The sequence below is a fragment of the Stenotrophomonas maltophilia group sp. Smal17 genome (genome assembly GCF_030237045.1).
Lineage (GTDB): Bacteria > Pseudomonadota > Gammaproteobacteria > Xanthomonadales > Xanthomonadaceae > Stenotrophomonas > Stenotrophomonas forensis.
On record NZ_JASJSU010000072.1, the window covers coordinates 1 to 21,536 of the forward strand.

A 21,536-nucleotide genomic window follows, 5' to 3' on the forward strand; every position below is an offset into this window, starting at 1 on the left:
CCCCCCCCCCCCCCCCCACTACCCCCGTGGCTGCGTCAGATCGACGTTTTCCACCAGGAAATCGAGGAACGCGCGCACTCGCAGCGGCAGGTAGCCGCCCTGCCCCAGGAACACCGCGTGCACCTCCTCCAGGTCACCGGGATTGGCCTCTTCCAGCACCGGCAGCAGCCGCCCGGCGGCGATGTCGGCCTGCACCTGGAACGCGGCCAGCCGCGCCATGCCCAGCCCGCCCAGCACCAGTTGGCGCAGCGCATCGCCATTGCTGGCACGGGCGTTGCCGCTGGGCAGCAGCATGCGCTCACGACCGTCCTGCAGCAGCGGCCAGCCCTGCATCGCCCGCGCATGGCCGATGTCCAGGCGGTTGTGCGCCTGCAGCTCCTCGACGCTGGCCGGCAGGCCGTGCCGTTGCGCGTAGGCCGGTGCGGCCACGATCATCATCCGCGTCGCGCCCAATCGCCGCGCCACCAGGCTGGAACTCTTCAGCGGGCCGGCGCGCACCGCCACGTCGGTGCGCTGCTCAAGCAGGTCGATCACTTCGTCATTGAGGGTCACGTCCACCCCCACCTGCGGGTTGCGCTCGAGGAACGCCGGCAGCAGCGGCAACAGGAAGTGCTGGCCGAACGGCACGTTGGAATTGACCCGCAGCCGCCCGCGCGGCTCGGCGTGGGCGCTGGCACAGCGTTCGGCTTCCTCCAGGTCGGCCAGCACGCGCAGGCCGCGCTCGTAGAACGCGCAGCCTTCCGGGGTCAGCTGCAGCTGGCGGGTGGACCGCTGCAGCAGGCGGGTGCCCAGCCGCTGTTCCAGCCGCGCCACCAGCTTGCTGACCGCCGACGGGGTCATGTCCAGGGTGCGGGCGGCCGCGGAAAAGCCACCGGTCTCGATCACCCGCACGAAGACTTCCAGTTCGCCGGATCGGTTGATGTCGGGTCGCGCCATGGCGATGAATCCAGTTCACAGATGATTGTCCATGCGCAGTCTAGTTCACAGATGAGGGCGGAATCACCATGGCGGCTCCTTTCCCCGGAATCGCTCCATGGACCGCCTCCGCAAGCTCGCTGCCAGCACCCTGCTCGCCCTGTCCGGCGCCGCCAGCGCAACCCCTGCCCCGCACTGGGTGGCCAGCTGGCAGGCCAGCCCGCAACCGGTGTGGGGCGCAGACTTCCTGTTCCCGGCCCTGATCCCGGCATCGCTGCACGACCAGACCTTCCGCCAGGCCGCGCGCATCAGCCTGGGCGGGCCGCGCCTGCGGGTAAGGTTGAGCAATGCCTACGGCACGCAGCCGCTGCGAATAGGAGCGGCCAGCGTGGCCGCACGACCGGGCGCGGCACCACGGCCGCTCCACTTCGACGGCCAGCCCGGCGTGCTGATCGGCGCGGGCCAGGAACGGCTGAGCGATCCGCTGGCACTGCCCACCGGCAATCAGCAGGCCCTGCAGGTCAGCGTTTTCGTGCCGGGGCCGACGCCGCTGCAGACCTTCCACTGGGACGGCCGCCAGACCAGTTGGATCGCCGGCGGCAACCAGAGCCTGGCGCGCGACCTGGATCGAGCCACCCCCACCACCGCACGCCTGTTCCTGACCGGGATTGAAGTCGAGGCCGCACCCGGCGCACGCAGCGTGGTGGTGATCGGCGACTCGATCACTGACGGCGCCACCGCCAGCCTCGACCAGGACCAGCGCTGGACCGACTATCTGGCCGCGCGGCTGGCACCCCGAGGCGTCGCGGTGGTCAACGCTGGCATCTCCGGCGGCCGGCTGCTGCGTGACGGCATGGGCGAGTCGGTTCTGGCCCGCCTGCAGCGCGATGCATTGGATCAGCCCGGCGTGGCCAGCGTGATCGTGCTGATCGGCATCAACGACATCAGCTGGCCCGGCACCGCCTTCGCCCGGCAGCAGGCGCGTCCTACGCTGGCCGAGCTGCAGGACGGCTATCGGGCGCTGGCCGAACAGGCCCATCGGCGCGGACTGCGCATCCTGGGCGCCACCCTGCCGCCCTTCGCCGGCGCCCTGCCCGGCACGCCGCTGGACGACTACTACCAGCCCGGCAAGGAGGCGCTGCGCCAACAGCTCAACACCTGGCTGCGCACACGCAGCCCGTTCGACGCGGTGATCGATCTGGACACGGCCCTGCGCGACCCGGCCGATCCGTCACGGATGGCCGCCGCCTACGACTCCGGCGACCACCTGCATCCGGGCGATGCCGGCAACCAGGCGATGGCCGAGGTGGTGGATCTGGAGGTGTTGATGGGGCCGTCCACGCATGGCGTGGATCTACTGTGAACAACGAAAAACCCCGGGCAAGCCCGGGGTTCTGTCGCGTCCGGCTGGCCGGAACGGCTTACTTGCGCTTCTTGCGCACGTACAGCACCAGCGAGTGCTCTTCCAGCTCGTAGCCGTGATCGGCCGCGATCTTGCGCTGCAGCTCTTCGATCTCGTGGCTTTCAAACTCGATGATCTTGCCGCTGTCCACGTCGACCATGTGGTCGTGGTGGCCGCCGCGGTCCAGCTCGTAGACGGCCTGGCCGCCTTCGAAATTGTGCTTGAGCACGAGGCCGGCAGCCTCGAACTGGGTCAGCACCCGGTAGACCGTGGCCAAGCCGATCTCGTCACCATGCTCCAGCAGCTGGCGGTAGATGTCTTCGGCGGTCATGTGGTGCTGGGCATTGCGCTGCTCGAGCAGCGCCAGGATCCGCATCCGCGGATGGGTCACCTTCAGGCCGACTTTACGCAGGTCGTGGGTTTCCATAGGTCTCCGTTCATTGGCGATTTAGCGCCAGCTGCCTCGGATTGGGTCGCGGTGGCACGCCGGGAGTGTATCATCGGTTTGATTTCCCCAACCGCCAGTCCCGATGCGCAATCTCCTGTTGGTCGCCGCCGTCGCCCTGTCCACCACCGGGTGCGGCATCATCTACAAGCAACCCATCTATCAGGGCAACCTGATCCGGGAAGATGCCGTGGCCAAGCTGCAGGTCGGGCAGAGCAAGCAGCAGGTCACCGCGCTGCTGGGCACCCCGTCCATCCCCGACCCGTTCCACGCCCAGCGCTGGGACTACACCTCCAGCCAGCGCGTGAACCGCCTGGGCCGTACCGAGGTGAAGAATTTCGTCGTGTTCTTCGACAACGACACCGTGACCCGCTGGGAAGGCGACTACTTCCCGGGCAACGACAAGGCCCTGGCCCAGCAGACCGTGCGCCAGTTCGGCCGCAACCTGCCGAAGGACAAGAAGAAGAAGGGCCGCTGAGGCGCCCTGCCCGTCCGCACGGACGGGTCGCGGGCATCAACCGCCGAGCGCGCGCCGCCGGCGGTTGTCCTTGGGGTCGGCCAGCAACGGGCGTAGCAGCTCGATGCGGTCGCCTTGCTGCAACACCTGCTGCGGGCGCGCCAGCACGCCATGCACCGCCACTGCCGGGCATCCGGCAGTGCCGTCCAGCGCGGCGGCGGCAATGGCATCGGCCACGGTCGCGCCCTCTTCCAGCTGCAGCCGGCGCGACAGCACCCGCTGCGGCCAGGCCAGCACCACCTCGACCTCGATCATCGCTCAGCCCTCGTCGGCGACGCGGACGAAATCGTTGACCATCCGATCCGCCAGCCCCTGGAAGCCGATCGCCAGGGCCGGGCCCAGCAGGCGCGAACTGGGCTCGAACTCCAGGGTCAGGGTGACCTTGCAGGCATCTTCGGCCAGCGCATGGAATTCCCAGCGGCCGTGCAGTTGCTTGAACGGGCCATCGCGCAGCTGCATGTCGATGCTGTGCGGGCGCTGCAGGGTGTTTTCGGTCTGGAACCAGGTGCTGAACGAGCCCAGGCCCAGGTCCAGGCGCGCCACCAGCCGGTCTTCGCCCTGCTCCAGGATCTGGGCGGCCGAACACCAGCGGAAACGGCGCGGATAGGCCTGGACATCGTTGACCAGGTCGAACATGCGCGCGGCCGAATGTTCGACCAGGGCGCTGCGGCGGATAGTAGGCATGAATACAGGACGTTTCGGCAATCGACCGGGCGGGCCCGAATCGGAGACAATACGGAAATGAGCAAGAACAGCGGCAAGGATAAAGCAAAGAGCGCGACGGCCAACAAGACCATCGCGCTGAACAAGCGTGCCCGCCACGAGTACCACATCGAGGATCGCTTCGAAGCCGGCCTGGCCCTGCAGGGCTGGGAAGTGAAATCGATCCGTGCCGGCCGCGGCAACATCGTCGACGCCTACGCCTACGTCAAGGATGGAGAGATCTTCCTGATCGGCGCGCAGATCACCCCGTTGATCCAGGCCTCGACCCATGTGGTGGCCAACGACCGGCGCGAGCGCAAGCTGCTGCTGCACCGGAGCGAGATCGACAAGCTGGTTGGCAAGGTCGAGCGCGATGGCTACACGATCGTGCCCACCGCGATGTACTGGAGCAAGAACAAGATCAAGCTCGAAGTCGCGCTGGCCAAGGGCAAGCAGACCCACGACAAGCGCGATGCCGCCAAGGACCGCGACTGGGCGATCGAGAAGCAGCGCGTGATGCGTCGCGGCAACCGCGACGCGTAAGCGGTTGCGCATGCCCCTGTAGAGTCGAGCTTGCTCGACTGCTTTGGCCTTCTGTAGAGCCGGGCCATGCTCGGCTTGGACAAGAATCAGTCGAGCAGGCTCGACTCTACAAGCGGCTCAACCGGCCAGCGCGCCCAGCTTCCGCATCCGCGGTACCAGCGCCGCGTGCATCACCGCCAGGTGCATCACCACCGCCAGTTCCGGCGCGTGGCGCTCATCGCCCGCGCGCCACCGCTGTGCCAGCTGCGCCGCATCGGGTGGCAGCAGCGCCAGCAACTGCGCATCGTCCAGCGCGTCGGCCGCGACCTGCAGCTGCCTGGCGACCTGCCTCGACTGCCACACATGCACGCCGATGCTCAAACTGGCCAGCGACATCAGCACCACGGCCAGGCCGTGCTCGAACCACTGCGACAACACCTCCGGCCCCCACAGCAGGGCCGCCAGCACCGCCAGGCCCGGCAGCCGCCACCCCAACCAATGGATGCGACCGCGCTGCGCCCAGTGCACCACCACCGCGCTGGCCACCAGCGCCGCCGCCGCCGTTGCCGGCAGCTCGGTCAGCCAGGTGGCTGCGAGCAGCAGCCCCAGCAGCGCCCAGACCCAGCCGGGGGGCAGCGCGCGCCGCTGATAATCGGCACCGACCGGTCCGACCAGCTGTCGCAGGCTGCGTTGTTGGCTTGCCTCAGTCACCCACCGTCTCCGTGTCTGCTCTAGCCTGGATGGTCGTCGCCAGTGTGTCGCAAATTCGTGCCAATGAAGTTACCAATCCGCTATGCCAGCCGCACTACAACTTCCTGAGGATTGCCAAGGTGACTGTTCAGCTGTTTTGCCGTAGCATTGCCAACGTTGGGCAGGCCCTGACCGTGGCGACACGGAATTGGCCCTGTACCTTGCAGCACTGTAGAAACCGGGGGTGCATTGGTTTCGACGGGGGTTGTGAAGTCGCCTGGCGCATGCCGAGGGGGTAGCTTTCCTCGTAAATCCAGCTGCAAAACTCTAGTTGCCAACGACGACAACTACGCTCCGGTCGCTCTCGCAGCCTAAAAACTGCGGTGCGTGACCTTCTGCCGACTTAGGCGGAGCCTCGAAACTGCTTGTGTCCATGCTCGCAGCGTAGAGTCATTATCATGGAATCGCGCTGGGCGGCTGCCTGTCAGTCCGGCACTAGAACACAACAGGCTGGTTCCCGGATGCGCTTTGCACGCCGTGCTGTTCGGGGACGAGATTTAACGGCGAGCTAAGCATGTAGTGCTGGGGATGGAGTGCCTTCGGACGGCGGTTCAATTCCGCCCACCTCCACCATCTGTATGGCCTGTCGAGGCCACAAGAAGCCGGAACTTCCATCAACGGGGTTCCGGCTTTTTTGTGCCTGTTTTTCGTGCAGGCAGTGTGCCGCGTGACCACCCGGCCCGCGCTACAGCCAACGGCGTACGCGTTGGCGGAACAGCGCATACGCTTCGGGAAAACGAGCCGACAGCACCCGCTCTTCCGGCACGATCTGCAACCGGGTGATGTACAGCACGAACAGCGGCACGGCCAGCCACGCGACCGGGTTCTGCAGGTACAGCACGGCACCAGTCAGAACGATCGCCTGACCGAGATACATCGGATTGCGTGTGTAGCGGTATACCCCGTGCGTGACCAGCGCGCTCGAGGCCGACGGGCGCAGCGGATTGACCGTGGTGCGCGCACGGCGGAAGGCCAGCTTCGGCAGCAGGTTCAGCGTCACACCGAGCGTCAGCAGAGCACCTGCAAGCAGCACCGGCATCGGCAATGGCAACACCAGGTCCGCTGCCAGGCGGCTGGCCAGGTAGCCGATGCCACCACACAGCAGCATCACCAGCGGTGGTGGAATCCGTGTCTCAAGCCAACGCATCGCAGTCCTTGTGTGCCTCCATTCACCCTAGTGTCACATGCGAATGCCTGAATCGCTTGCATGGCGGTGGTTTCAAGGCACAAACCGACCGCCCGGTATCTTCCGCTTTGACAGGCCGGACGCTAGAGTGGCGCCACCGCGCAGGAGGATCGTATGGCTACCACGGGCTTGGGCTTCATCGGCCGCACGACCCTCATCATCACCGTGCTGCTCACCCTGGGCGGTTGCGCGACGCTGCGCCAGTTCGGGCCGTCGGTACAGGTCGCCTCGGTCACGCCGGGGCAGTACATCGCCCTCAAGCGCGGCGACATCCTGACCTCCGGCAAGCTCAGCGCGGCAACCACCGAGACCCTGCGCGTGGCCGGCCTTGATGAAGGCGTCTGTGCCAAGCCCGGCCTGCCCTGCATCGAGGCGATGGAAGGCAGCATCGTGGTGCGCGAGGAAGACAAGCGTTCGAGCCTGGCCGAGCTGTGGCTGCAGTACGCGATGACCCTGCCCGCCCCCAAGCGCGAGTACTCCGCGTCAGGCCGCGCGAAGACCGCGATCACCGAACTGGACGCCGACTTCCAGCCGCGCCTGGACGCATGGATGCAGGTCGCACGCCAGGCCTATGCCTATCTGTTCTTCACCGAACGCACCGCCAACCAGCGCGGCTTCGAAGACCGCCAGACGCAGGTGCGCGACTACTACAACCTGGCCGTACAGGAAGCCTCGGTGCAGCTGTACAACGCCTACGCGACCGGCCGCGTGCACAGTGAGGCCAGTCATTTCCAGCTGGGCCGCTGGACCTTCGTGCTGGCGCCTTCCACCGAGGCGTCGCCACTGGACACGCGCACGCCGACCGAGCTGGTGCCGGCCGCTTCGCTGTCATTCACCGGCACGCTGCGCAGCGTGCATCGCCGCGATGGCTTCGGTGCGGAACTGGTGGCGGTGATGGATGATCCGGCAGGCACCACCGCCACCACGGCACCCGCCACGCACGCCGCCACCGCGACCACGCAGAGCTGGAGCGAGATGCCTTCGCCGTCGATGACGGTGCTGCTGCGCTTCTCCGGAAAGAATCTATGGGAAGTGCTGCACGACGACGAGCCGGAACTGGAGATCCACGACCCCTACCAGGTCACCGAAGTCACCCTGCACGGGCAGGAGGTACCGCTGGCGGCGAACTTCACCGCCGGCTACGCGCTGTGGCTGGCGAGATCCAACTTCAGCCACCAGTCGCTGCGCTCGCTGTTCGGCGGCAAGGGCGGCATCGACACGCCGCACCTGTACATGATGCAACCCTACGATCCGAACCGGCGCGTGCTGCTGATGATCCATGGCCTGGCCAGCAGCCCGGAAGCCTGGGTCAACGTTGCCAACGAGCTGATGCGCGACGACGAGATCCGCCAGGATTTCCAGATCTGGCAGTTCTACTACCCGACCAACATGCCCATCGCGATGAGCCACGATGCGATGCGCCACACGCTGGCCGACGTGTTCAGGCACTTCGACCCCAGCGGAAAGGCGCAGGCCTCGCATGACATGGTGCTGGTCGGGCACAGCATGGGCGGGGTGATCGCGCGGCTGATGGTCTCGTCGTCCGGCGACCACCTGGTCGATACCCTGCTGGCCACTGCGCAGATGACACCGGCGCAGCGCGAACTGCTGCGCACCCGGGGGGCGCCGGTACTGACCTTCCTGCCGGAGCCGGAAGTATCACGGGTGGTGTTCATCGCCACGCCGCACCGTGGCACCGACGTCGCCGGCACCCGTCTGGGCCGCTGGATCGGTCGCCTGGTGCGGCTGCCGCTGACCGTGCTGGAGGATGTCGCCACCATCGCCAACGATGGCCAGATCGACCGCAACGATGGCAAGCACGGCTACCAGATGAACAGCATCCAGAACCTGGACAAGGACGACGCGTTCGTCCGCGCCGTGGCTGACCTGCCAATGGCGCCCAAGGTGCAGTACCACTCGATCATCGCCCGCGCCAAGGCCGACGGGCCGTTGGAAAAGACCGATGACGGGCTGGTGCCGTATTGGAGCTCGCACCTGCCCAACGCCGTGTCGGAGAAGGTGATCGTGTCCGGGCACAGCGTGCAGGAAGCCACGCCCGCCATCATCGAGCTGCGGCGGATCCTGCACGAGGACATGCAGCAGCACGAGGCAGCCGCCAGATAGCCTCGGGCGACTGAGGGAAATCCCTCATCGCGCGTGCGCATCCGCACTTCTATGCTGGCCTTACGTTCCCCACAGGAGGTCCGCATGAACACGCAAGAGCCCAGCCGCCAGCCCAGCCCCGACCCGGCCGAGCGCGATGCCTTCTTCCCGTCGCCGTACTCGCTGTCGCAGTTCACGTCGCCGAAGAGCAACCTGTCCGGTGCCGACTATCCGGACGCACGCCGCGATGGTCGCTGGAAGGTGCTGATGATCGCCGCCGACGAGCGCTACCTGCCTACCGCCAACGGCCATCTGTTCTCCACCGGCAACCATCCGGTGGAAACCCTGCTGCCGATGTATCACCTGGACCAGGCGGGTTTCGACATCGACGTGGCCACGCTGTCGGGCAACGCCACCAAGTTCGAGTGGTGGGCCTTCCCGCGCGAGGACAAGCAGATCGGCGGGCTGTACGAACGCTACGAAGAACGCTTCCGCCAGCCGCTGGCGCTGGACGATGTCGTGGCCGCACTGGGAGCAGGATCGGACTATGCGGCAGTGTTCATTCCCGGCGGCCATGGCGCGCTGATCGGGCTGCCGCAGAGCCGCGCGGTGAAGGCGGTGCTGCATTGGGCGATGGCCGAGCAACGCCACGTCATCACCCTCTGCCATGGCCCAGCGGCATTGCTGGCCGCAGGCGTCGACGAAGCCGATGGCGGCTCGCTGTTCCGCGGCTACCGCATCTGCGCCTTCCCCGATGCAATGGACCGGCAGACACCGGAGATCGGCTACATGCCGGGCCAGCTGCAGTGGTTCTTCGGCGAGCGGCTGGCGCAGCAGGGTGTGCAGATCGTCAACGAGGGCATCGATGGCAGCGTGCTGCAGGATCGCCTGCTGCTGACCGGCGACAGCCCGCTGGCGGGCAATGCGCTCGGCAAGCTGGCTGCACGCACCCTGCTCGACGCACTGGCCGGGCGCTGATCCGGATGACCGCGCTGGTGCAGGCGTTGCTGGCGCTGGAACGCGCCCGCTCGCTGGATGCGGTGGGCGCGGTACTGCGCAGCATCGCCGCACCGCTCGGCTACGACCGCGTGCTGGTGTTCGCCACCGGCACCGGACTGGAGCGCGGCACGCAGCGCGTGTACTGGATCGACGGCGACTGGTTCGGCGATGGCAGCGATACCGACCTCGCCCGCTATCTGCATGCCTGCCCGGTCAATCGCCACGTGCTGGACAGCGACGCGCCGTTCTTCTGGAGCAAACGCCAAGGTCTGCGCGGTGAGCGCTACCAGGTGGTGAAGCAACCGCGTGGCGAAGGCCTGCACGGCCTGCAGGTGCCGGTGTTCGGTACCACCGGGCTGGAGGGTGCAATCAGTTTCGCAGGCACCTCCATCGATGCATCCGCCAGCGCACGCCTGCAGCTGGAGGCTGCTGCAACCGCAGCATTCCGCGCCGCGCGCGGTCTGGCTGAAGTTCCTGCAGAACTTTCCGGAAGCCTGCTGAGCACGCGCGAGCGCGAGGTGCTGCGCTGGGTGGCTGCCGGGCGTCGCCAGGCGGAAATTGCCGCCACGCTCGGGCTTTCCGCACGCACCGTGGAAAACCACCTGCGCCATGCACGCCAGCGCCTCGGTGTTGCGACTACCGCGCAGGCGGTACGCGCTGCAACTCGTCGCGGTGAGATCGAGGACTGATCGCAGCGAGGCACTTCCGATGGTCGGGTTCGCGTGATACACACCCCGTGCGCATGTGCGCGATTGCAGAAGCAAGGATGATGCTTATGAAACTGCAACTGGCCGCAATGGCCGCGTTGGTGGTAGCCACTGCAACCCTGGCACCGGTGGCGGACGCCAACACAGGGGTCCCGAGAGAAAATGTTTCCTGTGTGCCGGTGAATGTGGACCGCAACCGCGTCCACCACCACTGCACGGAAACCTACACCGATGAATTCGGCAACGTCTACACAGCCGAATATTGGATCGACGAGTACGGCAACCCCTACCTGCGCGACTGAGCCGGGGAAATGCGCCGGGTCGCCCATGGGCCGGCGCGCATGCAGCAACTCCCGCACGTCAGCCTGGCGTCGCGCGGGACGTTGCACGACAACGCGCAGATGCGCGATTGCAGACACAAGGATGATGACCATGAAATTGCACCTGGCCTCGATGGCCGCACTGATGCTTGCCGTTGGAGCTCTCTCCTCGCCGTCCCAGGCCGCCGCCAGCGGTGGTGGCGGTGGTCCGGAGAACACGAACTGCGTCCGGGTCAAGATGGGGCCCTACTACCATCAGCGTTGCGAAGTGACGTACTTCGAAGAGGACGGCACTCCCTACATCCGGGTGTACTGGATTGACCAGAATGGCCAGTGGTACCTGCCCGCCGACTGAGCACCCGTGATCTCCTGATCGCGCTCACGCGATCCGCCGGGCGACGCGTTCACCGCCCGCCCGGCACCTGCCATCCGCCCATCCCGGCATACCGCTCCCCTCGCCTTCCATGGCATGCTCCGTGAAATCGTTTTCATGGAATGGAGGGATTCCACGATGTTGCCGCGTTTCCATCGCCGGGCGCTGTGCGCGCTGCTGGCACTTGCTCTGCCTGTCTTCGCTTGCGCGGCCACGCCTGCGCCGCTGAAAGTGATGTCGTTCAATGTCCGCACCCCGGCCGATACCGAGCCTGGCAAGCGCTGGCCGGACCGTCGCGATGCGATGGTCAAGGTCATCCTCGATGCGCACCCGGCGGTGATCGGCACCCAGGAACTGGTGAAGGAACAGGCCGATTACCTGTCCGAGCACCTGCCCGGCTACCGCTGGTTCGGCGAAGGCCGCCGGGGTGGCAGCGGCGACGAGCACATGGGCGTGTTCTACGACAGCAAGGTGCTGGCCATCGAGGCGTCCGGCAACTTCTGGTTGTCCGATACGCCGGACGTGCCCGGCAGCATCACCTGGGGCAACCTGTATCCGCGCATGGTCACCTGGGCGCTGTTCCGGCGCCTGGAGGATGGTCGTCGCTTCTACTTCATGGATACCCACCTGCCCTACCGCGACGAGGACGAACCGCGCCGGGTGAAGGGTGCCGAGCTGATCGGCAAGCGCCTGGCCACCCTGCCGGCCGACCTGCCGGTGGTGCTGACCGGCGACTTCAACAGCGAACCCGGCGGCGATACCTACAAAGCGTTCACCCACGTGCTGCAGGACACCCGCCCCCAGGTGAAGGCACCGCAGGGCCCGCGCCTGACCTTCCATGATTTCACCGGCAACGCCACCGCACAGCTGGACTGGGTGCTGGTGCGCGGCTTCCATGCACGCAGTTTCCTTACCGACGACCGCCGCATCGACGGCGTGCTGCCGTCGGATCATTTCCCGCTGGTGGTCGAGCTGGACTGGCCGAAGCGCTGAACCTGCACGGCCGCCGCGGCTACGGCGGCGGCTGCCGTGACAGCAGGCGGTACAGTGCCTGATGCTGGTCGCGTGCCTGGCAGATGCGGGCACCGACGGCCAGAAACACGGACACGCCGATCAGCCCCAGGCCGAGCAGCGGATCCGGCAGCCGTATGAACCCGATCGCAGCCGCCATCGACGCGAGCACCATCAGTACCACCACCGCCACCGAAAGCCCCGCGCCGGGTGGCCCCGGATCTCCGAACAACCTGCGCTGGGTATCGTGTTTGCCATCGGTCATCACCTGTCCTCCCAAGAGCCTGTCCCACTAGTTACACGGCGGACACGGCTTCCGGCAGAGTCAGAAACGTCATGACTGTGACAACGTGCACAACCTGCACGGTGCTTCCCTGCCCCGGTTGCCGAACTGCGGATTCATCATCCACTGCCAGGCGCTGGCTGCCGGAGAAGGCGGCACGATGGCGGGGGGCCGATCAACGGCCCTGAAACAAGAAGGGGACGGACGCTACCGCCTCCGTCCCCTCGGGGTTACTGCAGCTGCGCCACGCTGGGCGGCTGCGGCGACTGTCCCCAGCCGCCCAGTGCCTTGTACACACCCACCACGCTGACATTCACTTCTGCCTCGGCCGCGGCCAATGCATCGTCGGCGGCCAGCTGCGTGCGCTGCGCGTCCAGCAGGGTCAGGAAGTCCTCCGATCCCTCGCGATAGCGGATCTGTGCAAGCGATTCGGCACGTCGTGCCGCCTGCGCCTGCTCGACCACGATCGCCAGCCGCGCCTGCTGCTTGGAGTAGCGGGTCAGCGCGTTCTCGGTGTCTTCCAGCGCCAGCAGCACCGCCTGCTCATACTGCGCGGCCACACCTTCGGCCTCGGCCTTGCTGGCACGCAGGCGTGCACGCACGGTGCCGAAATCGAAGGCCGCCCAGCTCAGCGACGGGGTCAGCGACCAGGCCTTGTTGTTGCCGTTGACCAGGCCGCTGGCATCGCCACCAAGGAAGCCGACGAAACCGGACAGCGACAGCCGCGGGAACAGATCGGCGGTGGCCACGCCGACGCGTGCGGTCGCCGCCGCCAGTCGACGTTCGGCCACCCGCACGTCTGCGCGTTGGCGCAGCAGCTCGCGGGTATCGCCCAGCGGCAGGGCCTTGGCGAACGCCGGCACCTCATGCGGTGCGAGCATCGCGGTGAGCACTTCCGGGCGCTGCCCCAGCAGCACCGCCAAGCGGTTGCGCGACTGCGTCTCGGCCACTTCCAGCAGCGGAATGTCGGCCTCGATCGCCTTCAGGCGGGCACGGCTGCTCTGCACGTCCAGTTCGCTGCCGGCACCCAGCTCCCAGCGGGCCTCGGTCAACTTCTGCGTGTCGCGCAGATTGACCAGGGTGTGCTGGGCCACCGCGATGCGTTTCTGCGTACCGCGCAGCTCGAAGTAGTTGCGTGCTACCTCGGCGGCGATCAGCACCTGCGCGTCGGCCAGGTTGGCCTGCTCGGCATCGAGGTCGGCACGCGCGGCTTCTGCAGCGCGGCGCTTGCGGCCGAACAGATCCAGCTCCCAGCCGGCGTCGAAGCCGAGCTGGTAGCTTTCACTGAACACCCGCTGCCCACCCAGCTGCGGATCGGGTTGCTTGCGGCGGTCGTAGCTGCCGCCTGCGGTGATGTGCGGGGCCTGGTCGAAACGGCTTTCGACGAACACCGCGCGGGCCTGGCTGACGCGGGCCACGGCCACGCGCAGGTCGAGGTTGTCCGACAGTGCGCCATGCACCAGTTCTTCCAGCACCGGATCATCGAACTGCGCCCACCAACTGGCCACCGGCGACGTGCTGGTGAACACCGGCTGCTGTGCGCCCTGCAGGACGACCGGTTCCTGCACCGGCGCCTTGTAGTTCGGGCCGACGCTGACACAGCCCGCCAGCACCAGGCTGGAGACGGCCATCGCCAACGTGCGGATCACCATGGCAGCACCTCGCCCAGGTAGGTGAAGCTGCCGCTGGCACCGGATTCGCCGATCAGCGCCATTTCCACGCTGGAACGTGCGCCTTCGCTGATTTCGATCTCGCCGTTGCCACCGTTCATGTCGGTCTTCACGTAACCCGGATGCACGGTGTTGACCTTGATCGGGGTGTTGCGCAGTTCGTAGGCCAGGCTCAGCGTCCAGCTGTTCACTGCCGCCTTGGAGGCGTTGTAGGCCGGAATCTTGAAGTCGTAGATGCCCGACGCCGGGTCGGCGTGCAGGGTCTGCGAGCCGAGCATGCTGGACACGTTGACGATGCGACCGGACTTGGCCTGCTTGACCAGCGGCAGGAACGCCTGGGTCACGGCCACCAGCGCATACACATTGGTATCGAAGGTGCGCTTCCAGGTATCGAGCGACTGTTCCGAGGGAGCCTGCGCCGGGTTCTCGATCATGATGCCGGCGTTGTTGACCAGGATATCGAGCCGGCCATGGCGCTGGCGCACCTGCTCGACCGCCTCGGCGATGCTGGCAGCATCGGTCACGTCCAGCTGGATCGCTTCCACCGGCAGGCCCTCGGCCTGCAGCTTCAGTGCCTGCTCCACGGCGGTCTCGCGCTTGCGGCCGGCCAGCAGCGTGTGCACGCCGGCCTGCGCCAGCTGGCGCACGGTCTCGGCACCGATGCCGCGGGTAGCGCCGGTGACCAGCGCGATCTTGTTCTGATGGGAGTTCATGGATTCATGCCTTGTGAGGGGAAAGCCGCCGCCGGCCACTGACCGGCGGCGACGGGGTTCCATGTCAGTGATGGATGGTCGGCTCGCCGTGCTGCACCAGCTGGCCACCGCCGTTGCGGGTGACGAACTTGCGCAGGGCGACGTAGAACACCGGGGTGAGGAACAGGCCGAACAGGGTCACGCCCAGCATGCCGGCGAACACGGTGATACCGGTCACCGAGCGCACTTCGGCGCCTGCACCATGCGACAGCACCAGCGGCACGGTGCCGGCGATGAACGCGATGGAGGTCATCACGATCGGGCGCAGACGCAGGCGGCACGCTTCCAGCGCGGCTTCGACGATGCCCTTGCCGCCCATCTCCAGCTCTCTGGCGAATTCGACGATCAGGATCGCGTTCTTGCACGCCAGGCCCATCAACACCACCAGGCCGACCTGCACGAACACGTTGTTGTCACCGCCGGTCAGCCACACGCCGAACAGCGCCGACAGCAGGGTCATCGGCACGATCAGGATCACCGCCAGCGGCAGCGACCAGCTCTCGTACAGCGCGGCCAGCACCAGGAAGGCCAGCATGATCGCCACCGGGAACACGATGAACGCCGCCTTGCCCTGGGTCGCCTGCTGGTAGCTCAGGTCGGTCCATTCGGTGGTCATGCCCACCGGCAGTACCTTGCCCGCAATCTCGGTCAGCTTGTTCATCGCCTCGGCCGACGACAGCAGGCGCGGGTCGGCTTCACCGGCCAGGTCCGCTGCCGGATAGCCATTGAAGCGCAGCACCGGGTCCGGGCCGAAGGTCTGCTTGATGGTGACCATCGAACCGATCGGCACCATCTCGCCACGGTCGTTGCGGGTACGCAGCTTGCCGATGTCCTCGACCGTCTCGCGGAACGGACCGTCGGCCTGCGCGATCACCTGCCAGGTACGACCGAACTGGTTGAAGTCGTTGACATAGGCCGAACCCAGGTAGGTCTGCAGAGTGTCGAACAGCTCGGTGAGCTGCACGCCCTGCGCCTTGGCCTTGACGCGGTCCACTTCCGCATCCAGCTGCGGCACGTTGGCCTGGTAGCTGGAAATCGGGAAGGCCATGCCCGGGGTCTGTGCAACGGTGCCCTGCATCGCCTGCACGGCATTCTGCAATGCGCCGTAACCCAGGTTGCCGCGGTCCTCGATGAACATCTGGTAGCCGTTGCCGTTGCCCAGGCCGAGGATCGGCGGCGGCATCATCGCGAACGCGAAGCCTTCCTGCAGGCCGGCGATCTTCTGGTTGATCTCGGCATTGATCTGCGCGGCGGTACGGCCATGACGCTCGGCGAACGGCTTGAGCGGAATGAACGCCACACCGGTGTTCGGCGTGTTGGTGAACTGCAGCGCGTTCAGGCCCGGGAACGAAATGGTGTGGGCCACGCCGTCGGTTTCCTGGGCGATCTTGGCGACCTTGCGCAGCATTTCATCGGTACGCGCGATCGACGAGCCTTCCGGCAGCTTCACACCGGCGATCAGGTACAGCTTGTCCTGGGTCGGGATGAAGCCCGGCGGTACCAGCTTGAAGATCACGCCGGTACCGACCAGCAGGATCGCGTAGACCACGAACACCGCGCCACGACGGCCGAGGATGCGGGCCACGCCACGCTCGTACTTCTCCGAGCTGGACTTGAAGAAGCGGTTGAACGGACGGAACACCCAGCCGAACAGGCGGTCGATCAGGCGGCTCGGGCCGTCCTTCGGCGCGCCGTGGGCCTTCAGAAGGCGCGCGGCCAGCGCCGGCGACAGGGTCAGCGAGTTGATCGCCGAGATCACCGTGGAGATGGCGATGGTGACCGCGAACTGCTTGTAGAACTGGCCGGTGACACCGGACAGGAAGGCCATCGGCACGAACACGGCACACAGCACCAGCGCGATCGCCACGATCGGGCCGGAGACCTCGCGCATGGCCTGGTGGGCCGCTGCGGTGGGCGACAATCCTTCCTCGATGTTGCGTTCGACGTTCTCCACCACCACGATCGCGTCGTCGACCACGATGCCGATCGCCAGCACCAGGCCGAACAGGCTCAGCGTGTTGATCGAGAAGCCCAGCAGGTACAGCGCAGCGAAGGTACCGACCACCGACACCGGCACCGCGATCAGCGGGATGATCGAGGCACGCCAGGTCTGCAGGAACAGGATCACCACCAGCACCACCAGCGCGATGGCTTCCAGCAGCGTGGAAACCACGGCCTTGATCGAGTCGCGCACGAAAATGGTGGTGTCGTACACCGCTTCGTACTTCACGTCGGCCGGCATGGTCTTCTGCATCTCGTCCATCGTCGAGATGACCTGGTCACGGATCTCCAGTGCATTGGCACCCGGCGACTGGAAGATACCGATACCGACCGCGTTCTTGCCGTCCAGCTGCGAGCGCAGCGTGTAGTCGCCGGCACCCAGTTCCAGGCGGGCCACGTCGGCCAGGCGCACGATCTCGCCATCGACGCCGCTCTTGAGCACGATGTCGCCGAACTCCTTTTCGGTCTTCAGCCGGCCCTGGGCGTTGATCAGGGTCAGGAACTGGCTGTTCGGCAGCGGTTCGGCGCCGAGCTGGCCGGCCGAGACCTGCACGTTCTGCTCGCGCATGGCGCGCACCACGTCGCTGGCGGTCAGGCCGCGCGAAGCCACCTTGTCCGGGTCCAGCCAGGCGCGCATGGCGTAATCGCCGCCACCGAAGATCTGTGCGTCACCCACGCCCGGAATACGCGCCAGCGCATCCTTGACGTGCAGGCGTGCGTAGTTGCGCAGGTACAGGGTGTCGTACTTGCCTTGCGGCGAGGTCAGGTGCACCACCATCAGGAAGGTCGGCGACTGCTTCTGCGTGGTCACGCCCTGCCGGCGCACGTCCTCGGGCAGGCGCGCCTGCGCCTGCGCCACGCGGTTCTGCACCTTCACCGCCGCCGCGTCCGGGTCGGTGCCCGGGCGGAAGGTGACGGTCATCTGCAGCACGCCATCGGAGCCGGCGACCGACTTCAGGTACATCATGCCTTCGACGCCGTTGATCGCCTCTTCAAGCGGCGTGGCGACGGTCTCGGCAATGACCTTGGGGTTGGCGCCCGGATACACCGTGCGCACCACCACCGACGGCGGCACCACTTCGGGGTACTCGCTGATCGGCAGGATGGGAATCGTGATCAGGCCTGCGGCGAAGATCACGATCGACAGCACCGCCGCGAAGATCGGCCTGTCGATGAAGAAACGGGAAAAGTCCATGGAGGAATTCCTGGGAAATGCCGTCGGCGGGCAACAGCCGCCCTGCCCCTCGCCGATATGACGAAGGCAGGGAAGGCTGCCGCTGGCGCCGGCAGCTAAGCGGAAACGCGAATCAGGAGACGGCGGATCAGTGGTTCAGTGCGGCGGTGGCGTCGCGGCCCGGTGCCGGCGCGGCCTGTGGCTGCATCGCCACGGCCTTGGCCTGCACCGGCATGCCCGGCATGAACACCTTCTGCACGCCGTCGATGATCACCTTGTCACCGGCAGCCAGCCCGTGCTCGACGATGCGCAGGCCTTCGGCGGTACGGCCGAGCTGGATGTCGCGGCGCTGCGCCTTGCCATCCTTGTCGACCACGTAGACGTACTTGCGGTCCTGGTCGGTCAGCACGGCCTTGTCATCGATCAGCATGGCCTGGAACTGGCCGCTGCCGAGCAGCTGCACGCGGGCGAACAGGCCCGGCGTGAACTGGCGGTCGGCATTGTCCAGCAGCGCACGGACGCGGATGGTGCCGGTGCTGCGGGCCACCTGGTTGTCGAGGAAGTCGACCTTGCCCGAATGCGGGTAGCCCTCTTCACCGGACAGGCCGACCTTCACCGGCAGATCGCTGTCGCGCTCGCTCGGGCGCTCGCCCTTGCGTGCCATCTGTGCGTAACGCAGGAAGGTGCTTTCGTCGGCATCGAAGTAGACGAACACGGTATCCAGCGAGACCAGCGTGGTCAGTACGCTGGCGCTGTCGCCGGCGGTGACCAGGTTGCCGGCGGTGACCATCGCGCGGCCGGCACGGCCGTCGATCGGGGCACGCACCTTGGTGAACTCCAGGTTGAGGCGGGCCGCGTCCAGCGCAGCCTGCGCCGCCTGCACGGCCGCACCGGACTGGTCGGCGGCAGCGCGACGCTGCTCGGCGGTCTCGGTGGAGATCGCCTGCTGCTCGGACAACCGCTTGGCACGCTCGGACTCGCTGCGGGCCAGCGTGGCCTGGGTGCGGGCGCGGGCCAGTTCGGCGGCGGCACGATCGTACTCGGCCTGGTAACTGCGTGCGTCGATGGTGAAGAGCACTTCGCCCTTCTTCACTTCCTGGCCTTCGACATAGTTGACCTTGTCGATGTAGCCGGACACGCGCGGGCGCAGTTCAACGCTCTGCACCGCTTCGACGCGGCCGCTGAACTCGTCCCACTGGCTGACCTGCTTGACCAGCACCGGCGCGGCGCTGACCTGCGGCGGCGGCGGCGCACCGGCTTCTTCGGCATGGCCGCCGCTGCAGGCTGCAAGCACGGCCGCGGCGAGGATCGACACGCCGGCCATCGCGATGCGATGGCCGAAACGATGTGGGGTGGTATTGGGGGAAGTCATGGCATGCATCCGTACGGAGGGGTGGTACAGCTATATGAAAAGGTGTTGCGAAAATCGGCGGCGCATACTGCGACCTCAACCTTGGTCGAGGTCAAGCGACGCCTGCGGTATCGCGCCAGAGCGGGGGTACTTCCAGGTGCAGCAGGCCGCGCGGCAGTTCGGCATCGCTGCTGTCGCAACGGACGATGGCGCGGTTGTCGCGGCAACCATCGAGCAGCGAGACCACGCGACGGCCGACCAGCAGCGAGCTGGGCCACTCGATGCAGGCGTTGGCCGCGTTGGCCGGGGTACAGACCGGGCTGCAGACTTCCAGCATTTGCGCACGCACGCCCAGCGCCTGCGCTTCCTGATGCACCACCTGCGCGTACATGCGCAGCGCGGCGGTGGTGATCGAGGTCTCGCCGTAACCCGCCCACGGCTTGGCATTGGCCGGGCTGCCGATCATCACGTAGCGGCGCGCGTGCACGTTGTCCTGCAGCAGCGGCAGCAGGTGGCGCACCGCATGCACGTGCGGCATCAGGTCGGCCTGCATCGCGCCCATCAGCTCGTCACCGTTGCGATCGGTCACGCGGCCACGGCGGTAGGGGCCGCCCATCGCAGCGATGACCGCTGCCAACGGTCGCGGCCGCTGCGTGATGCGCTCGGCCAGCGTGCGTGCCGAACCATCATCGCTGAGCGAGCCCAGCAGCGTTTCCAGGCCTGGCTCATCGGCGAACTGTTCGTGCAGTGCCGCCAGCCGGCCCGGATCGCGACCGACCACCAGCACCGGGCTGCCGGCTTCCAGCAATGCACCGACCACACCCTGACCCACGGCGCCGGTGCCGCCGAGGACCAGGACTTCGGGCGTCAGCATCCCATTCACGGGACATTTCCTCCCAAATCCGGGATAGTCCCAATTCGACGCAGCCGGTCACCCTTGTGCGGGGCCAGGCGGATGACGCCGCCACGTTGCTGACGCATGGGCGCGGTAAACTCCCGGAAATCCTTGTGCACCAAGGAACTCGGACGGGCTTCAACGGTCATCGCCAGGTCCAGGGTGTTCTGGCCGGCATTCCGGAGACGGGCAAGAATGTTGCGCAGGCTCATGGCGGACGGGCTCCAAATAACGAATGGCGCCACGATAGACCTCAAACCTTTACTTGATTAGTCCTGATTAAGGGGAATAATCATCCCGTTCCCGGTCCAATCGTTCTGTCACGATTGTCCCATCCCCGACGTCCAGGATCCCCGACCATGTCCCACGATCTCAACGAGACGCTGATCTTCGTCAAGGTGGTCGAGCAAGGCAGCTTCATTGCCGCTGCCAAATCGCTCGGCCTTCCCAAGACCACGGTCAGCCGCAAAGTGCAGGAACTGGAAACGCGCCTGGGCGCGCGCCTGCTGCACCGGACCACGCGCCGCCTCGGCCTGACCGAAGCCGGTTCGATCTACCACGAGCATTGCCAGCGCATCGCGCGCGAGCTTGAAGAAGCCGAGAGTGCGGTGAGCCAGCTGCAGTCCGGCCCGCGCGGCTGGCTGCGCTTCACCGTGCCCTATTCGATCGGCATCACCTGGATCGCGCCGCTGCTGGGCCAGTTCCATGCGCAGTATCCGGAGATCCGCCTGGACATGCACATGGGCAACGAGAAGCTGGACCTGATTGCCGGCGAAGCGGATCTTGCACTGCGCGTCGGCGCCCTGCCCGACTCCAACCTGGTCGCGCGCAAACTCGGCAGCCTGCGCACGCAGGTGTTCGCCAGCCCGGCTTACATCGAACGCTATGGCGAGCCGCTGCATCCTGAAGAGCTGCAGTTCCACCGCATCCTGGCGATGCGCAAGCCGTATCACACCGGCAATTCGCCGCGCTTCACCTGGCAGCTGGGCGAGAACGGCGGCGAACTGCGTGACTTCCCGGTCACGCCGCTGATGACGGCCAATGACATGTCCGCACTGAACGGCGCACTGGTGTGCGGCGAAGGCCTGCTGCTGACTGGCGATGTGATGGCCAAACCGTTCGTCGAGTCCGGCATGGTTCGCCGCGTGCTGGCCGGCTGGACCGGCCCGGAGGTGGACTTCAACGCCGTGTTCGCCGGTGGCCGCCTGGTCTCGCCGAAGGTGCGTGCGTTCGTCGACTTCCTGGTCGAGAAGCTCAACTTCGACGCCAACTACATGCTGGCGCAGTGCCCGGGCGCGAAGCTGGCACAGCAGCAGAAGGCGCAGGAAGACGCCGCGCTGGAGAGCAGCGGCAAGCGGATCCTGGAGAAGGTTGCCGCCTCGGCGGCATGATGCCCTCTGCAGAGTCGAGCCATGCTCGGCTGCGCCTATGTAGAGTCGAGCCATGCTCGACTTCCGG

At 66.6% G+C, this 21,536-nt stretch carries 23 protein-coding genes and 1 other RNA gene; 11 read left to right on the top strand and 13 right to left on the bottom strand.

Annotated elements, in window-relative coordinates; translation table 11 throughout:
* Positions 1–18: 18 nt before the first annotated feature.
* On the bottom strand, positions 19–936 hold the full coding sequence (locus QRO93_RS16195; RefSeq protein ID WP_053449488.1) for a LysR family transcriptional regulator: 918 nt from the start codon (positions 934–936) through the stop codon (positions 19–21).
* A gap of 97 nt (positions 937–1,033) precedes the next feature.
* Here QRO93_RS16195 and QRO93_RS16200 point away from each other — a divergent pair, with 97 nt between their 5' ends.
* The gene (locus QRO93_RS16200) at positions 1,034–2,278 is read left to right on the top strand and encodes an SGNH/GDSL hydrolase family protein (protein WP_180879845.1); all 1,245 of its coding nucleotides are present in this window, start codon (positions 1,034–1,036) and stop codon (positions 2,276–2,278) included.
* 58 nt (positions 2,279–2,336) lie between these two features.
* On the opposite strand, the gene fur is transcribed toward QRO93_RS16200, so the two are convergent.
* Positions 2,337–2,744 (bottom strand): ferric iron uptake transcriptional regulator, encoded by a 408-nt coding sequence (gene fur, locus QRO93_RS16205; protein ID WP_005409235.1) that lies wholly within the window; start codon positions 2,742–2,744, stop codon positions 2,337–2,339.
* Between the two features lie 103 nt (positions 2,745–2,847).
* On the opposite strand from fur, the gene QRO93_RS16210 reads away from it, so the two are divergent.
* Entirely contained in the window at positions 2,848–3,240 is a 393-nt protein-coding gene (locus QRO93_RS16210; protein ID WP_006434042.1) for an outer membrane protein assembly factor BamE, read from the top strand.
* A 36-nt stretch (positions 3,241–3,276) separates the two neighbouring features.
* On the opposite strand, the gene QRO93_RS16215 is transcribed toward QRO93_RS16210, so the two are convergent.
* Both QRO93_RS16215 and QRO93_RS16220 read right to left on the bottom strand, forming a co-directional pair.
* Entirely contained in the window at positions 3,277–3,534 is a 258-nt protein-coding gene (locus QRO93_RS16215; protein WP_180879846.1) for an RnfH family protein, read from the bottom strand.
* 3 nt (positions 3,535–3,537) lie between these two features.
* Positions 3,538–3,963 (bottom strand): type II toxin-antitoxin system RatA family toxin, encoded by a 426-nt coding sequence (locus tag QRO93_RS16220; protein ID WP_032959119.1) that lies wholly within the window; start codon positions 3,961–3,963, stop codon positions 3,538–3,540.
* Positions 3,964–4,020: 57 nt separating this feature from the next.
* Between QRO93_RS16220 and smpB the strand changes: the two genes are divergently transcribed.
* Entirely contained in the window at positions 4,021–4,524 is a 504-nt protein-coding gene (smpB, locus tag QRO93_RS16225; RefSeq protein ID WP_040007975.1) for an SsrA-binding protein SmpB, read from the top strand.
* Positions 4,525–4,641: 117 nt separating this feature from the next.
* Here smpB and QRO93_RS16230 read toward each other — a convergent pair whose 3' ends face one another.
* A complete protein-coding gene (locus QRO93_RS16230) occupies positions 4,642–5,214 on the bottom strand; it encodes a hypothetical protein (protein ID WP_053449486.1) in 573 nt (190 codons plus the stop codon).
* A 219-nt stretch (positions 5,215–5,433) separates the two neighbouring features.
* Here QRO93_RS16230 and ssrA point away from each other — a divergent pair.
* Positions 5,434–5,826, top strand: a transfer-messenger RNA (tmRNA) gene (gene ssrA / locus QRO93_RS16235).
* A 112-nt stretch (positions 5,827–5,938) separates the two neighbouring features.
* Here ssrA and QRO93_RS16240 read toward each other — a convergent pair.
* Positions 5,939–6,400, bottom strand: a complete 462-nt coding sequence (locus QRO93_RS16240; RefSeq protein WP_180879847.1) for an isoprenylcysteine carboxylmethyltransferase family protein — start codon at positions 6,398–6,400, stop codon at positions 5,939–5,941.
* 153 nt (positions 6,401–6,553) lie between these two features.
* Here QRO93_RS16240 and QRO93_RS16245 point away from each other — a divergent pair, with 153 nt between their 5' ends.
* The 6 genes from QRO93_RS16245 (at position 6,554) to QRO93_RS16270 (ending at position 11,934) form a co-directional block, all read left to right on the top strand.
* Positions 6,554–8,563 carry a triacylglycerol lipase gene (locus tag QRO93_RS16245; RefSeq protein ID WP_180879848.1) on the top strand — a complete coding sequence of 670 codons (2,010 nt, stop codon included), beginning with the start codon at positions 6,554–6,556 and terminating at the stop codon, positions 8,561–8,563.
* Positions 8,564–8,647: 84 nt separating this feature from the next.
* Positions 8,648–9,520 (top strand): glyoxalase III HchA, encoded by an 873-nt coding sequence (hchA, locus tag QRO93_RS16250; protein WP_180879849.1) that lies wholly within the window; start codon positions 8,648–8,650, stop codon positions 9,518–9,520.
* A 5-nt stretch (positions 9,521–9,525) separates the two neighbouring features.
* Positions 9,526–10,230, top strand: a complete 705-nt coding sequence (locus QRO93_RS16255; RefSeq protein ID WP_164087546.1) for a PA1136 family autoinducer-binding transcriptional regulator — start codon at positions 9,526–9,528, stop codon at positions 10,228–10,230.
* Between the two features lie 86 nt (positions 10,231–10,316).
* Positions 10,317–10,550 (top strand): hypothetical protein, encoded by a 234-nt coding sequence (locus QRO93_RS16260; protein ID WP_006433851.1) that lies wholly within the window; start codon positions 10,317–10,319, stop codon positions 10,548–10,550.
* A 130-nt stretch (positions 10,551–10,680) separates the two neighbouring features.
* Positions 10,681–10,923, top strand: a complete 243-nt coding sequence (locus tag QRO93_RS16265; RefSeq protein WP_053451286.1) for a hypothetical protein — start codon at positions 10,681–10,683, stop codon at positions 10,921–10,923.
* A 156-nt stretch (positions 10,924–11,079) separates the two neighbouring features.
* A complete protein-coding gene (locus QRO93_RS16270; RefSeq protein WP_180879850.1) occupies positions 11,080–11,934 on the top strand; it encodes an endonuclease/exonuclease/phosphatase family protein in 855 nt (284 codons plus the stop codon).
* A 19-nt stretch (positions 11,935–11,953) separates the two neighbouring features.
* On the opposite strand, the gene QRO93_RS16275 is transcribed toward QRO93_RS16270, so the two are convergent.
* From QRO93_RS16275 to QRO93_RS16305, 7 genes are all read right to left on the bottom strand, one after another.
* On the bottom strand, positions 11,954–12,217 hold the full coding sequence (locus tag QRO93_RS16275; protein ID WP_053510746.1) for a hypothetical protein: 264 nt from the start codon (positions 12,215–12,217) through the stop codon (positions 11,954–11,956).
* A gap of 248 nt (positions 12,218–12,465) precedes the next feature.
* On the bottom strand, positions 12,466–13,887 hold the full coding sequence (locus QRO93_RS16280; protein ID WP_053449412.1) for an efflux transporter outer membrane subunit: 1,422 nt from the start codon (positions 13,885–13,887) through the stop codon (positions 12,466–12,468).
* Entirely contained in the window at positions 13,881–14,618 is a 738-nt protein-coding gene (locus tag QRO93_RS16285) for an SDR family oxidoreductase (protein WP_008265682.1), read from the bottom strand. Before QRO93_RS16285 ends, QRO93_RS16280 begins: the two co-directional genes overlap by 7 nt.
* A gap of 64 nt (positions 14,619–14,682) precedes the next feature.
* The gene (locus QRO93_RS16290; RefSeq protein WP_049456792.1) at positions 14,683–17,853 is read right to left on the bottom strand and encodes an efflux RND transporter permease subunit; all 3,171 of its coding nucleotides are present in this window, start codon (positions 17,851–17,853) and stop codon (positions 14,683–14,685) included.
* Positions 17,854–17,980: 127 nt separating this feature from the next.
* On the bottom strand, positions 17,981–19,204 hold the full coding sequence (locus QRO93_RS16295; RefSeq protein ID WP_053449411.1) for an efflux RND transporter periplasmic adaptor subunit: 1,224 nt from the start codon (positions 19,202–19,204) through the stop codon (positions 17,981–17,983).
* Positions 19,205–19,295: 91 nt separating this feature from the next.
* The gene (locus QRO93_RS16300; protein ID WP_180879852.1) at positions 19,296–20,066 is read right to left on the bottom strand and encodes an SDR family oxidoreductase; all 771 of its coding nucleotides are present in this window, start codon (positions 20,064–20,066) and stop codon (positions 19,296–19,298) included.
* Positions 20,063–20,290, bottom strand: coding sequence for a hypothetical protein (locus QRO93_RS16305; RefSeq protein WP_049456214.1), 228 nt, complete (start codon positions 20,288–20,290; stop codon positions 20,063–20,065). The genes QRO93_RS16300 and QRO93_RS16305 overlap by 4 nt, the downstream gene beginning before the upstream one ends.
* Before the next feature lie 147 nt (positions 20,291–20,437).
* Between QRO93_RS16305 and QRO93_RS16310 the strand changes: the two genes are divergently transcribed.
* Positions 20,438–21,469 carry a LysR family transcriptional regulator gene (locus tag QRO93_RS16310; protein WP_005416157.1) on the top strand — a complete coding sequence of 344 codons (1,032 nt, stop codon included), beginning with the start codon at positions 20,438–20,440 and terminating at the stop codon, positions 21,467–21,469.
* Positions 21,470–21,536 lie beyond the last annotated feature (67 nt).